Raw genomic sequence first — 14,053 nt, forward strand, 5'->3', positions numbered from 1 at the left:
CCCCGACCGGCCGATCATCACCGGTCGCGTCTACAACGCCGAACAGACCGTGCCCTACAAGCTGCCAGCCAATGCCACTCAGAGTGGCGTGAAAAGTCGTTCAAGCAAGGACGGCTCACAGGCCAACTTCAATGAGATCCGCATGGAGGACAAGAAAGGCGCGGAACAACTGTTTATCCACGCCGAGAAGAATCAGGACATCGAGGTCGAGAACGACGAGACCCATTGGGTCGGCCACGACCGCAGCAAGACCATCGACAACGATGAAACCGTGCACGTCAAACACGACCGCACTGAGACCGTGGACAACAACGAAACCATCAAGATCGGCGTCGACCGCAAGGAAACCGTCGGCAACAACGAAACCATCACCATAGGTGCGGACCGCACGGAAAAGGTCGGTGCCAACGAAAGCATCACCATCGTCAGCAACCGCACCGAGGACGTGGGCGGTAACGAGACCATCGGCATCACCGGCAACCGCAACGAAACGGTCAAAGGCAACGAAGGTATCGAGATCAATGGCAACCAGAGTACCCAGATCGGCCAGAACGAATCCCGTGACGTCGCCCGCAACCGCACCACCGACATCAAGCAGAACGACAGCCTGGACGTTGGCAAGAACTTTGTCCTCAACGCCGGCGACTCCATCAGCCTGACCACGGGCGATGCCAGCATCACGTTGAAAAAGGACGGCACCATCATGATTCGCGGCAAGAACATCACCATCGACGGCTCCGGCGTCATCAACGTCAAGGCCAACAGGAACGTGGTGATCAAGGGACAGAAGATTTTGCAGAACTAGAACAGTGGAGATATCTCTATGACGGTTCAACACCCCTTCCCCAACCAGGCCCGCATAGACACAGTCGTCATCGGCACCCTGCTCGACCTGCCGCACGCCAGCGCGCCCACGGTCACTTACCCAGGTTGCGCGAACAGCAGTGGCATCGTTGCACGTAACACTGCGCTGCTAAGCCCTGGGGACATCGGTTGTCAGGTGGCGTTGATGTTCGAAGGCGGCGACCCGGCCCGTCCACTGGTGATCGGTCTTCTGCTCGGCGCGCCGGCCTCACCAGCGCCCTTCGCCAGCGTGCGGCTGGATGAGCAACGTCTTGAGCTGAGCGCCGAGCGCGAGATCGTCCTGCGTTGCGGCAAAGCCAGCATCACCCTGACCCGCGCGGGCAAAGTGATCATCCAGGGCGCCTACCTGTCCAGCCGTTCCAGCGGGGTCAACCGCATCAAGGGTGGTTCGGTGCAAATCAATTAGACAGGTAAGCGGCCTATGGAACTGCTCAACGCCAGCAAACTGCTTGCTGCCTATACCCTGGGCCTGGGGTCCGATGGCCGCGAATCCTTGGTCGTGGTGGCCAAAGGTACGTTCAATCTGCCGCTGGACGGCCGCACCGCGACGCTTGCAGAGACCCAGCAACCGCTGCTGATGGCCGATACCTTCCTCGGCGAGCCTGGTCTGAGCCCCCCGTTGCAGGAAATGGATTTCGCTCCGGTCAAACCATGCTGCGATGTGCTGGTGTGTGGCAAGGCCTATGCACCCGGTGGGCGGCCGGTAACGCAGTTGGCCGCCGGCATTCGCGTCGGTCGGGTGAGCAAGGCTTTTTCCGTTCTCGGCCCCCGACAATGGCAACAAGGGCTCCTGGACGTATCTCCCGGCTTGCCGCAACCTTTTACCGAACAGAGCATCTCCTACGCCCAGGCCTATGGTGGCTCTCATCCCGTGGCGAATGCACCGCAAATGCATGACTGCTACCCGGACAACCCAAACGGTTGCGGCTGGTACTCACGCCGGATTAATAGCGCCAACATCGTCGGCATGCCCATGCCGAACACCGAGGAACTGGGCAAGCCGATCGACAGCCCCTTTGGCGACTTCCGCCCCATGGCCCTCGGCCCACTCGGGCGTAGCTGGCCGCAACGTGTCCGCTACGCCGGGACTTATGACGATGCCTGGCTGGCCGACTGCTTTCCGTTTTTGCCAGGGGATTTCGACAACCGCTATTTTCAGGCAGCACCTGAGGATCAGCAGCTCGATTACTTGCGCGGCGGCGAAGAGGTGCTGCTGCTAAACCTCACCGCCCAAGAGCGCGCAGGTTTTCGCATTCCCAAAATGGACGTTCCGGTGACCTTTTTCCTGAAAAAAGGCGGTCATGAGACGGTGCACGCGGTGATCGACACTCTGCTGATCGACACAGACGCTCGCCAGGTGCAGTTGACCTGGCGTGTGTCTCGTCCGCTTCGACGCAACATGTTCGAGATTGCCCAAGTGCTGGTCGGCACTGTGTCCACGGGCTGGTGGCGCGCTCGTGAGCTGGGCAAGGACTACTACCCGTCGCTCGGTGCCTTGGTCAAAGCCAAGCGTGCCCCCGAGGAAACGCTCTGATGAGCGCTCTTTGCATCATCGGCTCCGGCATGGTCAGCGCTGTCGGCCTCAGCGCACCGGCAAGCTGCGCGGCGATCCGCTGCGCCATCGACAACTTCCAGGAAACCCGCTTTATCGACAGTGGCGGCGAATGGCTGATCGCCGCCAGCGTGCCCTTGGAACAACCGTGGCTCGGCCGCACCAAGCTGATCAAGATGGCCAGCCAAGCAATCGCCGAGGCACTGCAGAGCACCCCCGGGGTCGATCCACACAAGACGCCGCTGCTGCTGGGTGTCGCGGAAGCCGAGCGTCCCGGTCGCCTCGCCGGTCTCGATCAGGGGTTGCTGCACGCCATCGAAGCCGAACTGGGCCTGCATTTTCATCCCGACTCTTCCATCATCGCCCGTGGCCGGGTCAGTGCCGCCGTGGCCCTGCTCAATGCGCGCACGCTGATTTATCAGGGCGGCCATCGCCACGTGCTGATTGCCGGCGTCGACTCGTTTCTTGACGGAACGACCCTGGCCGCCTTCGAAGAGCGCGAACGCCTGCTCACCAGTCAGAACTCCAACGGTTTTATTCCCGGCGAGGGGGCCGCCGCCGTGGTGATCGCCGCCCCCTTTGCCAGCGAACAGCCGCAATTGGCCTGTATCGGCCTCGGTTTTGGCATGGAGCCGGCCACGGTGGAGGCCGAAGAGATTCCGTTGCGCGCTGAAGGCCTGACCCAGGCCATACGCGCTGCGCTGAACGAAGCCGGCTGCGGGTTGGAGCAGATGGACTATCGTCTGACCGATATTTCCGGCGAACAGTACTACTTCAAGGAAGCCTCTCTGGCCCTGAGCCGCAGCCTGCGGATACGCAAAGAGTTCTTTCATCTCTGGCATCCGGCCGACTGCATCGGCGAAGTCGGCGCCGCCATCGGCCCGGTGATACTCGCCGTGGCACTGGCCGCCAGTCGCAAGGGCTATGGCGAAGGGCCGAACATCTTCTGCCACCTGGGCAACGACGCCGGCCAGCGCGCCGCCGCGCTACTCAGCTACCAGACCGTGAGGGCTGCCTGATGGCCAATGAGGTTTTTGCCAACAATCGGGAGATTTCCTGCAAGGCGGGGGACGGAGTATCGATCGCCAGGTTTCCGGATGTCTGCTTCACTCCACCCCAGGCGCCGCCTACCCCGCTGGGTGTACCCATCCCCTATCCGAATACCGGTTATGCGAAAGACACGTCGCGCGGCAGCCGAACGGTCAGGATCAGTGGCAAAGAAGTCATGCTCAAAGACCAGAGCTACTTCAAAACCAGCACCGGGGACGAGGCCGGCAACGCGCCCAAGAAAGGTATAGTCACCAGCAAGATCAAGGGTAAGGTGTATTTCGTCTCATGGTCGATGGACGTCAAGTTCGAGGGGCAGAACGTCGACCGGCACCTGGACCTGACCACACACAATCATGCGTCGATGCCAGCGCAGACGCCCCCAGGGCCGACCACTGACGGCGTCGCCCAGGATTCGTCCTGCCCTCATACCAACCTCAAGCGTGACCCACCCAAGGACGAACACGAGATCAACCAGCAGGTGCGCATCAGTCGACAGAAAAAATTGCAGCAGCGCAGGGAGCAAAAGCTGGATCGAATGGTGGACAAGGCCAACAAGGCGAATAGCCCCAATGAGAAGCAGGAACTGTTCGAGGCGGCGCTGAAATACGACACCCTGATCAAGGGTGAGCGCTTCGAGGTAAAAGTGGCTGAGCAGACCCAGGCGAAGGAAGTGGCGGTAAAAATAACCTGCCGGGACTGCGGCCTGGTGATCCAGGAGTTCGACGTGGTGACGCGCGAGGGTGTGGTCAAGGAGTGCAAGGCGAGCTGGGGCCAGGTCGGGCTCTCACAGTTCAAGCGGGAAGAACAGTTGGCACAGCGACCGGATGTGTTTGGCCCGGGAACCGTCGTGCACGTCGCCGTCCCGAAAGGCCAGCGGAGTAACCTGGAAAATAAGTTCGGGAAGGAAAACAAGCCACACATGTCGGGAAAGATTCAGGAGCACTAGCGTATGGCGTTTTCGTATCCGATATCGATCCACTTCCCTTCGCTACCTCGGGACAGTCTGAGAGAGAAGTTGCTGGCCGTGATCACGGCGTTGAAGCTCCGACACATCATGGCCGCGAAATTGCCGGACTGTGTGTCAGAGTTAGTGGTAGACCCTGTTTCCGGCGAATGGCTCGATACTGCCTCGATCGCGACCGACTGTGTGTCTCTGGAACAATGTCTGCAGCGGTATCCCTGGCTGAGCCTGGAGGTAGAGCTACGGCTCGGACAGGGACGTTATTTCGCGGCACTGTGCAGTTTTCCTGATGGCGAAGGAACGGATCGCGGCGGGCTCCAGTTCAATTTCAGCGACCGTGCGTTTCCGGCAATCTTTGAGTTCGAGGACGGTACGGATGGCCAGTTCGATGCCGAGGTCAAGCGCGACTTCCTGGCCGTGTGCATGACGGTCGTGCGGCAGGTGGATGTCGAAGCATTCATCTTGCTTGCGGATCAGGGCAAGTTCCACAGCATCTCGCTGGATGAAATCATGCAGCGCCTCACTGCGCCGCAAATGAGTCTCCACGGACTCAGACCGGGATCGATCACCGGGGTGCGCGAGCGCTATTTGTCTGCGGAGCGGATGCGTGAGCTGTGGGAATTGCCCGAAGATGATCCGCGCTGTTTCAATGCGGCCGGCTATACCGTGCTGGACATGATCCAGCGGTTCGTGTGGAAGGATTGATGGACGGCGTGGTGGCTCAGACGGTCGCCCTTCACGCCGAGGAAGTCTCTTTTCTCAGCATGCTTCGCGGCTTCGCCGTACGCGCCTCGCACTACGACCTGCAAGAGCTGCGCAAACTCGACCTGCGCATCGAGGCGCACCTCGACGGCCTGGCCATCGCTGGCCAGGCGGGCTACGACACCTTGCTGGCCCAGATCGGACCAGACGCTGTCGGCGAGATGTTTGCCTGTGTGGTGCTGGCCTTCGAGTCGGGCGATGGGAAAATGTTGTCGTGCCTTAGCGAACACTTACGACATGCGCCGGAAACAGAACGCGGTTATCTGATGGCCCTGGGGTGGCTTGACTGGGAACGGGTATCGCCCTGGATCGACCGTATGCTCGCCTCTCCCACCCCGCTGTTCCGCCACCTCGGCCTGGCCGCCTGCGGCATGCATCGCCACGACCCTGGCCCCGCGCTGCTTACCGGACTTTCCGATGCCGCCCCCAACGTGCTGGCGCGTGCCGCCCGTACCGCCGGTGAACTGCGCCGGCGTGACCTGCTCCCGGCGATTCGTACCCACCGCCAGCATGAAGATGCCGCCACGCGCTTCTGGGCCAACTGGGCCACCGCACAGATGGGCGACGCGCAAGCCCTGGAGCCATTGCGACAATTCGCCGGGCAACCGGGCCAGTTCCAGTATCGCGCGCTCTGCGTACTGCTGGCCTGGCAGGAACGCGAGCCCAGCATCGCCTGGATACGCCAGTTGGTACAGGATCCCAGGGATCGGCGCATCGGCATCCAGGCCCTTGGGCTGCTGGGCGATCCGGTCTGTGTACCGTGGTTGATCCAGCAAATGAGCGACCTGCCCTATGCCCGGGTCGCCGGTGAAGCCTTCAGCCTGATCACCGGCGCTGACCTGGCGTTGCTTGATCTGGAGTTGCAGGACCTGCCCGATTTCGACGCCGGCCCGAACGATGACCCGCAAGACACCAACGTGGCGATGGACCCCGACGAAAATCTACCCTGGCCCGACCCGCAGCTCATCACCGCTTGGTGGCAGGCCCATGGCGGTGATTTCCAGGCAGGCGTCGGTTATGTGCTGGGACAAATGCAGAGCGAAGCCAGTTTTCGGCAGGCCCTTGCCCACGGCCAGCAACGCCAGCGCATCGCTGCCGCCTGCGGTGTCGCCCGTTTTCGACCGAACGAAGTGCTTTTCCCCACCAGCGCACCGGCCTGGCGGCAACAGCAGTTGTTGGGGAGGACGGGGGTGTTCGGGCGTTGATCAGGGTGGTTATATAGCTCGAAAGCAACTCAGGCTGCGACCCCTGATCATTACTTACATCCCTCTGGAGACACCATGCCAAACGCAACCGGACAGAACCCTGTGGCCCTTGTCAGCGGGGTTGGAAGTGAGATTGGGATTGGCATGGCCATCGCGCGCAGACTGGGGACTGCAGGTGCCAGACTGATCGTCACCGCCAGCAGTGCGCGAATCAATGATCGGGTCGCAGAACTGCGTGCCGAAGGATTCGAAGTCCAAGGGCGGGCCATCGATCTTACCGATGAGCATCAGGTGCGTGAGTTTATCCCATGGGCAGAGTCCCTCTGGGGGCAGATCGATATTCTGGTCAACAACGCGGGCATGGCCATGCAAGGAAGCCCGGAGTTTTTTTCCGACTTGGAAACCATGGATCTGCACACCTGGAACCTTACCCTGGCGCGAAATCTGACCACGGCTTTCCTGCTTACACAGGCCGTTCTGCCCGGCATGCGGGCGCGCCGTTACGGGCGCATCGTAAACATCAGTTCCACTACCGGCACTCGCTGCAGTAACCCCGGCGAAGCGGCTTACAGCGCCGCAAAGGCCGCGATGGTTGGGATGAGCATGAGCCTGGCGCTTGAAGTCGCCCAGCAAGGGATCACTGTAAACAGCGTCGCTCCCGGCTGGATCAGCACAGGGTCGACCACTGCCGAGGAAGCCAAGGCGGCAGGTTACACGCCGATGGGCCGGGCCGGACGTCCCGAAGAGGTGGCTGCAGTGGTTGCTTTCCTGGCGTCTTCAGAGGCGAGCTACCTCACTGGCGAAGTCATCGTGGTGGATGGCGGAAACTGTTTGGTCGAGAACAAGGCCCCTTGATCTGAACAGGCTCCTACAGGGTTGGGACATATCCCCGTGAGTCACTTGAACAATTCGCTGCTCATGAAATCAATGAACACCCGCAGTTTCGGCGCCAGGTGCTTGCTTGAGGGCCAGAGCATGCGGAAGGTGCTCTGATGCCGATTGAACTCGTCGAGGACGGTGACCAGCTCACCGGCGACGATGGCATCGCGCACGGTGAAATCCGGTACGCAGGCAATCCCCAATGCATCACGCACGACGTACAGCAACGCCTCGGTGGTGTTGCAGACCAGGGTGGCCGGCAGGTTGAGATCGGACTGCCCTTGCCCGTTCACCGGCCAGACCTGCAGCCTGCCAGTGCTGGGAAATTTGTATAGCAGGCAGGCATGGCGCAGCAGATCCGCCGGCACCTGCGGTGTGCCGTGTTCGGCGAAGTACCGGGGCGAACCGACCACGACGAGCTTGAACGCGCCTAACGGGCGGGACATCAGCCGGGAGTCGTTTGGCTCTCCGGTCCGAATGACGGCATCAAAACCTTCCTCAATGATGTCCACCAGCCTGTCGGAGAAATCCAGGTCCAATTCGATACTGGGGTAGCGGCGCATGAAAGCCATCAGCGTCGGCATGACCAAATCTGCAACCAGAGGCAAGCTCACGCGCAATTTGCCCCGCGGCGCTTTGCGGGTTTCCGACAGTTCCAGTTCGGCCGCTTCGACTTCGCAGAGAATGCGTCGGCAACGCTCGAGGAAAAGCGTCCCTTCTGCCGTCAGCGTGATACTGCGCGTGCTGCGATGAAACAGCCGCACCCCCAGCCTTTCCTCGAGCCGGGCCACGCCTTTACCCACCGCCGAAGACGAAATGCCAAGCGCCCTGCCCGCCTCTGAAAAGCTGCGGGTTTCGGCCGCGCGAACAAAAAAATCAATCCCGCTCAGTGATTCCACGCCAGGCTCCCATTGCGGACATTTTTTCCGATGTGTTGCGCACTCTAGCATTCTTGTCTCGCCAAAGAGCGGCACTTACCGTAGTCGACACTTATCAATCTGCGATTGACGCCGCCATCCGGCGCGTCAGAAGCGCGCCAAGCAGGTGACACATGACGATTGCCAATACCCATATCGACGCCGATGCCGAGGTCGTTCAAGACGCTGCGCCGCTCCCCATCGGTTCACTGTTCGCCCTCGCGTTGGCGGCGTTCGTGACCATTCTCACCGAAGCCTTGCCCGCCGGCCTTCTCTCCCAGATCAGCGAAGGGCTGGCGATCTCCGAAGCCCTCGCCGGCCAGTTGGTCACGGTCTATGCGATAGGGTCCTTGCTGGCGGCCATTCCCTTGACGGCCGCGACCCAAGGCATGCGGCGCCGGTCGCTCTTGCTGCTGGCGATTGCCGGTTTTGCCGTGGCCAATACGGTCACAACGTTTTCGTCCCATTACGGCTTGACGATCGTTGCCCGCTTGCTGGGTGGCGTATCGGCCGGGCTGCTCTGGGCCTTGTTGGCCGGTTATGCCGCCCGCATGGTGCCCGAGAGCCAGAAAGGTCGGGCGATTGCAATTGCCATGGTCGGCGCACCCTTGGCGTTATCCTTGGGCGTACCGGCCGGCACTTTGCTCGGTAATTTGATCGGCTGGCGGATGAGCTTCGCCATCATGAGTTTGTTCGCCGTCGCCTTGATGGTCTGGGTGCGACTCAAAGTGCCTGACTTTCCCGGGCAAACCACCGACAAACGCCTTGCCTTGCGCCAGGTCTTCATCCTGCCAGGCGTTCGCTCGGTGCTGTGTGTGGTGCTGGCCTTTGTTCTGGCGCACAACATTCTCTTTACCTATATCGCCCCGTTCCTGATGGCGGCAGGCCTGGGCGAGCGGATCGACCTGGTGCTGCTGGTCTTCGGGGGCGCCTCGTTGCTGGGCATCTGGGTCGTCGGCGTGCTGATCGATCGCCATCTACGGGCATTGACCCTTGCCAGCACGGCACTTTTCGCCATCTCGGCCCTGACACTGGGCGCCATGAGCGACAGCCTTGCTGCGATCTACACCGCCGTGGCGGCCTGGGGAGTCGCTTTTGGCGGGGCCGGGACGTTGTTCCAAACGGCAATTGCCAAGACGGCCGGAGACGCGGCGGATCTCGCCCAGTCGATGCTGGTCACGGCCTGGAACGTCGCCATTGCCGGCGGCGGGATCGTGGGGGGCATCCTGCTCGATCATCTGGGTGTCGTTGCGTTTGCGCCTGTGCTGGTCGCGCTCTTGCTGCTGACGTTGGCGGTGGTGTGGTCCGCCCGGCAGTATGGGTTTGCAGCAGACCCTCAACGATAGATAGCAGCAACTGACATCAAATCGTCATCACTGCGTCGTCGAAACGCCATACATTCTGAGTACTGTCCTCGCCAATGAGATCGATCTCAAGCGAGTGACAATGACTGATTTGAAAGAAGTTGCACGGCTGGCAGGGGTTTCGCGGGCAACCGCGGCGCGAGCCTTTGCCTCCCCTGAAGTGGTCCGTCCGGCTACCCGTGAACAGGTCTTCGCCGCAGCGCGCCAACTGGGGTTTCGGCCCAACCGTCTTGGTCGCCAACTGCGCCTGCAAGTGACCAAGCTGATCGGTGTCGTGGTGCCCAACCTGCTCAATCCGGTGTTCGCCGAACAGTTTCAGGCGATGGAGCGTGCTGCACGCGTGCATGGTTACAACCTGTTGTTGGCAACCACCGATTACAGCAGCGAGCGCGAAAGCGCGGTCGTCGAGGAGTTGCTGCGACAGCGTGTCGATGGGCTGGTCCTCACGGTAACCGACGCCGAGAGCAACCGGGTGCTGCAAAGCCTGGACAGCGAGGACACGCCTTTTGTGCTGGCTTATCACCAGCCGGGTAATCCGGATTACAGCGCGGTGTCGGTGGACAACCGCGCCGGCATGGAGCTTGCCACCCGTTATCTGCTGGACGCCGGGCACACTCGGATTGGCATGGTCGCCGGCCCTGCCCTGCAATCGGACCGTGCTCGCCTGCGTTATGCCGGTTATTGCGAGGCAATGCATGGAGCCGGTCTCGCCAGCCTGCCGGTGATTGAAATGCCCGCCCATACCCAGGCTGACTTCGCCGCCATCGAGCCGTTATTGCATGGCCCCCAGGCGCTCAGTGCGCTGGTTTGTTCCAACGATTTGCTGGCCATCAGCTTGATCGCCGAACTGCGCCGCAACGGCTGGCAAGTGCCTCGGCAACTCTCGGTCATCGGTTTTGACGGCATCGCCCTCGGCACCCAGATGCATCCGACGCTGTGCAGTGTTGTTCAGCCCATCGAGGCACTGGCCTGCACCGTGATTGATCAATTGTTGGCGCAGATCGCTGGCGCCACCCCGGTTTCCCATTGCCTGCCTTGTCATATCCGGCCGGGCGAAAGTACTCAACCCTACGAGGAGACGCTTGATGTTCCACTTGCGTAAAACCCTGGCGACACTGCTGTTATGCGGCGCGGCCACCTTGGCTCATGCCGGCGAAGCGGCGATTTGCTACAACTGTCCACCAGAATGGGCCGACTGGGGCACGCAGCTCAAGGCGATTGCCGATACCACTGGCGTGCAGGTTCCGCTGGACAACAAGAACTCTGGACAGGCATTGGCGCAACTGGTCGCCGAGAAGGCCGCGCCGGTGGCGGACGTGGTGTATTACGGCGTGACGTTCGGTTTGCAGGCGCAAAAAGCCGAGGTGGTCGGCACGTATAAACCCAAGGGTTGGGAGCAGATCCCGGCGGGTTTGAAGGACCCCGAGGGACACTGGTTTGCCATTCACTCCGGCACCCTGGGCATCATGGTCAACGTCGATGCGCTGGGCGGTCTGCCCGTGCCGCAAAGCTGGGCCGACCTGCTCAAGCCTGAGTACAAAGGCATGGTCGGCTACCTTGACCCGTCCAGTGCTTTCGTTGGGTACGTCTCGGCGGTAGCGATCAACCAGGCCATGGGCGGCAATCTGGATAACTTCGCCCCAGCCATCGACTACTTCAAAAAGCTGGCGAAAAACTCACCGATCGTGCCCAAGCAGACGGCTTATGCGCGGGTGCTGTCCGGGGAGTTGCCGATTCTGGTGGACTACGACTTCAACGCCTATCGGGCTCGTTACAAAGACAAGGCCAACGTTGCCTTTGTGATTCCCAAGGAAGGCAGCATCAGCGTGCCTTACGTGATGAGCATCGTCGACAACGCCCCCCATCGGGCCAACGCCGAGAAGGTCCTGGATTTCGTTTTGTCCGAGCAAGGCCAGGCGCTCTGGGCCAAGGCGTACCTGCGACCGGTGCGGGCAATGAAAATGCCTGCCGATGTCGCCGCGCAGTTCCTGCCCGACAGCGATTACGCCCGGGCCGGTGTGGTCAACTACGAGCAGATGGCCGCGGCGCAGGAAGCCTTTTCCGCACGTTATCTGAGCGAGGTCAAGTAAGTGACCGTCTCGGCAGTAAAAGCCCGAGACGTACGGTCGGGCTGGGCCATGGTGCCGCGCTTGCGGCCGACCGCTGCCTGGGCGCTTGCGCCCGCGGCGGCGGTGCTGTTCGCCTTCTGGTTGTTGCCGCTGGCGCACCTGGTCTTGCTCGGTGGGCAAAGTCGCGATGGTAGCGACAGCGGCTATTGGCAGGTGCTGAGCAGCGCGCAATACCTGGGCAGTCTGGCGCAGACCTGCCTGCTGGCACTGGCAACGACCCTCGCGGCGCTGTTGGTGGGCGGCTTCAGTGGGTTCTTTCTCAGTCGCCAACGTTTCCTCGGCCGTTCGGTACTTGTCGCTTTGTTGACCTTCCCGCTGGCATTTCCCGGCGTGGTCGTTGGTTTTCTGGTGATCCTGCTGGCTGGTCGCCAAGGCTTGTTCGCCACCCTGGGTCTCGGCCTGGTGGGTGAGCGCTGGATTTTTGCCTACTCGTTGATGGGGTTGTGCATCGGCTACCTGTACTTCTCGATTCCGCGGGTGATTCTTACGGTGATGGCTGCCTGTGAAAGCCTGGATCGCAGCCTGGAAGAGGCCGCTCGTTCACTGGGGGCCAGTCATTGGCGTGTGCTCTGTGATGTCATTGTTCCTGGCCTGGCGCCGGCATTGGTCTCCTGCGGGGCGATTTGCTTTGCCACCTCCATGGGCGCGTTCGGTACCGCCTTCACCCTGGGTACCCGGCTCAACGTGACGCCGGTGGCGATCTACAACGTGTTTACCAATTACGCCAATTTCGCCGTGGCCGCTGCGCTGTCGGTGGTGTTAGGGCTGGCGACCTGGGCGGTTCTGTTGCTGGCCCGGCGGCTGGCCAAAGATTCGAGGACAGTCTTGTGAAACGCTCAACGCTGTTTGTCGGGCAACTGGTGTTTACCTTGCTGGTGTGCGCTTTCATGTTGGTGCCTGTGGTGATGTCACTGCTGGCCGGGCTGACGCGCAATTACTTCCAAGGGCTGTCCAGCGGCCTGACGTTCGACTGGCTGCTGCAGGTCTGGCAGGCGTATTCGCCGACGGTCTGGCTGTCCCTGCAACTGGCCGCCGCCTGTGCGCTGTGTGTCTGTGTGGTGGGTGTGCCGGCGGCTTACGCCCTGGTACGGATGAACAACCGCTTTAGCCGCGCGTTCGAGGAACTGATGGTGTTGCCGGTGGCGATGCCCGGTCTGGCCAGTGCCTTGGCATTGCTGCTCACCTATGGTCAGTTCGGCGGGTTTCGCAGCAGTTGGTTATTCATTCTCGTCGGCCACGTGCTGTTCACTCTGCCATTTCTGGTGCGCCCGGTGATGGCGGTGATGCAACGCCAGCACCTGCCGATCCTGGAAGAAGCCGCCGCGAGCCTGGGTGCCGGGCCGGTCCGGCGCTTCTTCAGCGTGGTGGTGCCCAACTGTCGGGCGGGGATTCTCGCCGGGGTCTTGATGGTCGTCACCCTGTCGTTGGGTGAGTTCAACCTGACCTGGATGCTCCATACCCCGATGACCAAAACCTTGCCGGTGGGCCTGGCCGACAGCTATGCCTCGGCCAGGCTGGAAGTTGCCAGCGCCTACACCCTTATATTCCTGTTGATGATTGTGCCGCTGCTTGTTGCATTGCAGGCCATCAGCGCGCGCCTTTCCCGTGGAGCAAATCGATGAGCGGAACCACTATTCGCCTGAAGGGTTGTCGCAAGGCGTTCTCTGACGGCACCGTTGCCGTACATGACCTGGACCTGACCATTGAGGCTGGAGAAACCCTGGCGATCCTCGGCCCGTCCGGTTGCGGTAAAACCACCACCCTGCGCCTGATCGCGGGTCTGGAGCGTCCGGACGTGGGCCAGGTATTTTTTGGCGACAGCGACGTCACCCGCCTCCCCATCGAACGTCGCGACGTGGGCATGGTGTTCCAGAACTATGCGCTGTTTCCCAATCTGGATGTGGCCGGCAACATTGTTTACGGCCTGAAAGTTCGCGGTGTGTCACCCGCCGAGCGTAACAAGCGCTGTTTGGAGTTGCTGGAACTTGTCGGCTTGCAGGATCACGGCAAGCGCAGTATCCACGAGTTGTCCGGCGGTCAGCGCCAACGAGTCGCCCTCGCCCGCGCCCTGGCACCCAGGCCCCGGGTATTGCTGCTCGACGAACCGTTGGCGGCACTGGATGCGCAATTACGTGAACGCCTGCGCAGCGAATTGGCCCAGTTGCTACGCGGTTTGGGCATTACCGCCGTGTTCGTCACCCACGATCAGGGTGAAGCCATGGCGCTGGGGGATCGCATCCTGGTCATGGAGCATGGCCGCGTCGCGCAACTGGCTAGCCCGCGGGACATCTATCAGCAACCTGCCAACGCGTTCGTCGCCCGTTTTGTCGGCAATCTCAATGCTTTTTCGGTGATCGAGCACACGCCCCA

General features: G+C 61.4%; 14 protein-coding genes and 1 pseudogene. 14 read left to right on the forward strand and 1 reads right to left on the reverse strand.

From position 1 onward, the window contains the following. From GSM73_RS27260 to GSM73_RS12420, 8 genes and pseudogenes are all read left to right on the forward strand, one after another. The coding region (locus GSM73_RS27260) for a type VI secretion system Vgr family protein (protein WP_372241379.1) at positions 1-805 on the forward strand (805 nt) is incomplete at its 5' end. Positions 806-823: 18 nt separating this feature from the next. Then, positions 824-1,270, forward strand: coding sequence for a DUF6484 domain-containing protein (locus tag GSM73_RS12390; protein WP_160892705.1), 447 nt, complete (start codon positions 824-826; stop codon positions 1,268-1,270). Positions 1,271-1,285: 15 nt separating this feature from the next. Then, on the forward strand, positions 1,286-2,398 hold the full coding sequence (locus GSM73_RS12395) for a DUF2169 domain-containing protein (RefSeq protein ID WP_160892707.1): 1,113 nt from the start codon (positions 1,286-1,288) through the stop codon (positions 2,396-2,398). Next, entirely contained in the window at positions 2,395-3,435 is a 1,041-nt protein-coding gene (locus GSM73_RS12400; RefSeq protein ID WP_160892812.1) for a hypothetical protein, read from the forward strand. Before GSM73_RS12395 ends, GSM73_RS12400 begins: the two co-directional genes overlap by 4 nt. Beyond that, positions 3,435-3,855 (forward strand): annotated as a pseudogene (locus GSM73_RS12405) (DUF4150 domain-containing protein); the annotation flags it as partial. The gene GSM73_RS12400 and the pseudogene GSM73_RS12405, both read left to right, overlap by 1 nt. A gap of 560 nt (positions 3,856-4,415) precedes the next feature. Next, entirely contained in the window at positions 4,416-5,132 is a 717-nt protein-coding gene (locus tag GSM73_RS12410; protein WP_160892709.1) for a hypothetical protein, read from the forward strand. Further along, complete coding sequence (locus GSM73_RS12415) at positions 5,132-6,394, forward strand: TIGR02270 family protein (RefSeq protein WP_160892710.1); 1,263 nt, start codon at positions 5,132-5,134, stop codon at positions 6,392-6,394. Before GSM73_RS12410 ends, GSM73_RS12415 begins: the two co-directional genes overlap by 1 nt. 75 nt (positions 6,395-6,469) lie before the next feature. Further along, a complete protein-coding gene (locus tag GSM73_RS12420; protein ID WP_160892712.1) occupies positions 6,470-7,249 on the forward strand; it encodes an SDR family NAD(P)-dependent oxidoreductase in 780 nt (259 codons plus the stop codon). 41 nt (positions 7,250-7,290) lie between these two features. On the opposite strand, the gene GSM73_RS12425 is transcribed toward GSM73_RS12420, so the two are convergent. Beyond that, the gene (locus GSM73_RS12425) at positions 7,291-8,172 is read right to left on the reverse strand and encodes a LysR family transcriptional regulator (protein ID WP_160892714.1); all 882 of its coding nucleotides are present in this window, start codon (positions 8,170-8,172) and stop codon (positions 7,291-7,293) included. Between the two features lie 152 nt (positions 8,173-8,324). Here GSM73_RS12425 and GSM73_RS12430 point away from each other — a divergent pair, with 152 nt between their 5' ends. The 6 genes from GSM73_RS12430 to GSM73_RS12455 form a co-directional block, all read left to right on the forward strand. Further along, positions 8,325-9,536, forward strand: coding sequence for an MFS transporter (locus GSM73_RS12430; RefSeq protein ID WP_160892716.1), 1,212 nt, complete (start codon positions 8,325-8,327; stop codon positions 9,534-9,536). Between the two features lie 100 nt (positions 9,537-9,636). Next, positions 9,637-10,656, forward strand: a complete 1,020-nt coding sequence (locus GSM73_RS12435) for a LacI family DNA-binding transcriptional regulator (protein WP_160892718.1) — start codon at positions 9,637-9,639, stop codon at positions 10,654-10,656. Further along, the gene (locus GSM73_RS12440; protein WP_160892720.1) at positions 10,640-11,644 is read left to right on the forward strand and encodes an ABC transporter substrate-binding protein; all 1,005 of its coding nucleotides are present in this window, start codon (positions 10,640-10,642) and stop codon (positions 11,642-11,644) included. The genes GSM73_RS12435 and GSM73_RS12440 overlap by 17 nt, the downstream gene beginning before the upstream one ends. A gap of 48 nt (positions 11,645-11,692) precedes the next feature. Continuing rightward, complete coding sequence (locus GSM73_RS12445) at positions 11,693-12,514, forward strand: iron ABC transporter permease (RefSeq protein ID WP_160892814.1); 822 nt, start codon at positions 11,693-11,695, stop codon at positions 12,512-12,514. Further along, entirely contained in the window at positions 12,511-13,305 is a 795-nt protein-coding gene (locus GSM73_RS12450) for an ABC transporter permease (RefSeq protein ID WP_047226470.1), read from the forward strand. Before GSM73_RS12445 ends, GSM73_RS12450 begins: the two co-directional genes overlap by 4 nt. Further along, positions 13,302-14,053: ABC transporter ATP-binding protein (locus tag GSM73_RS12455; RefSeq protein WP_256676885.1), on the forward strand; the 752-nt coding region annotated here is incomplete at its 3' end. The genes GSM73_RS12450 and GSM73_RS12455, both read left to right, overlap by 4 nt.

This window comes from Pseudomonas sp. PICF6 (assembly GCF_009831705.1).
Lineage (GTDB): Bacteria > Pseudomonadota > Gammaproteobacteria > Pseudomonadales > Pseudomonadaceae > Aquipseudomonas > Aquipseudomonas rhizophila.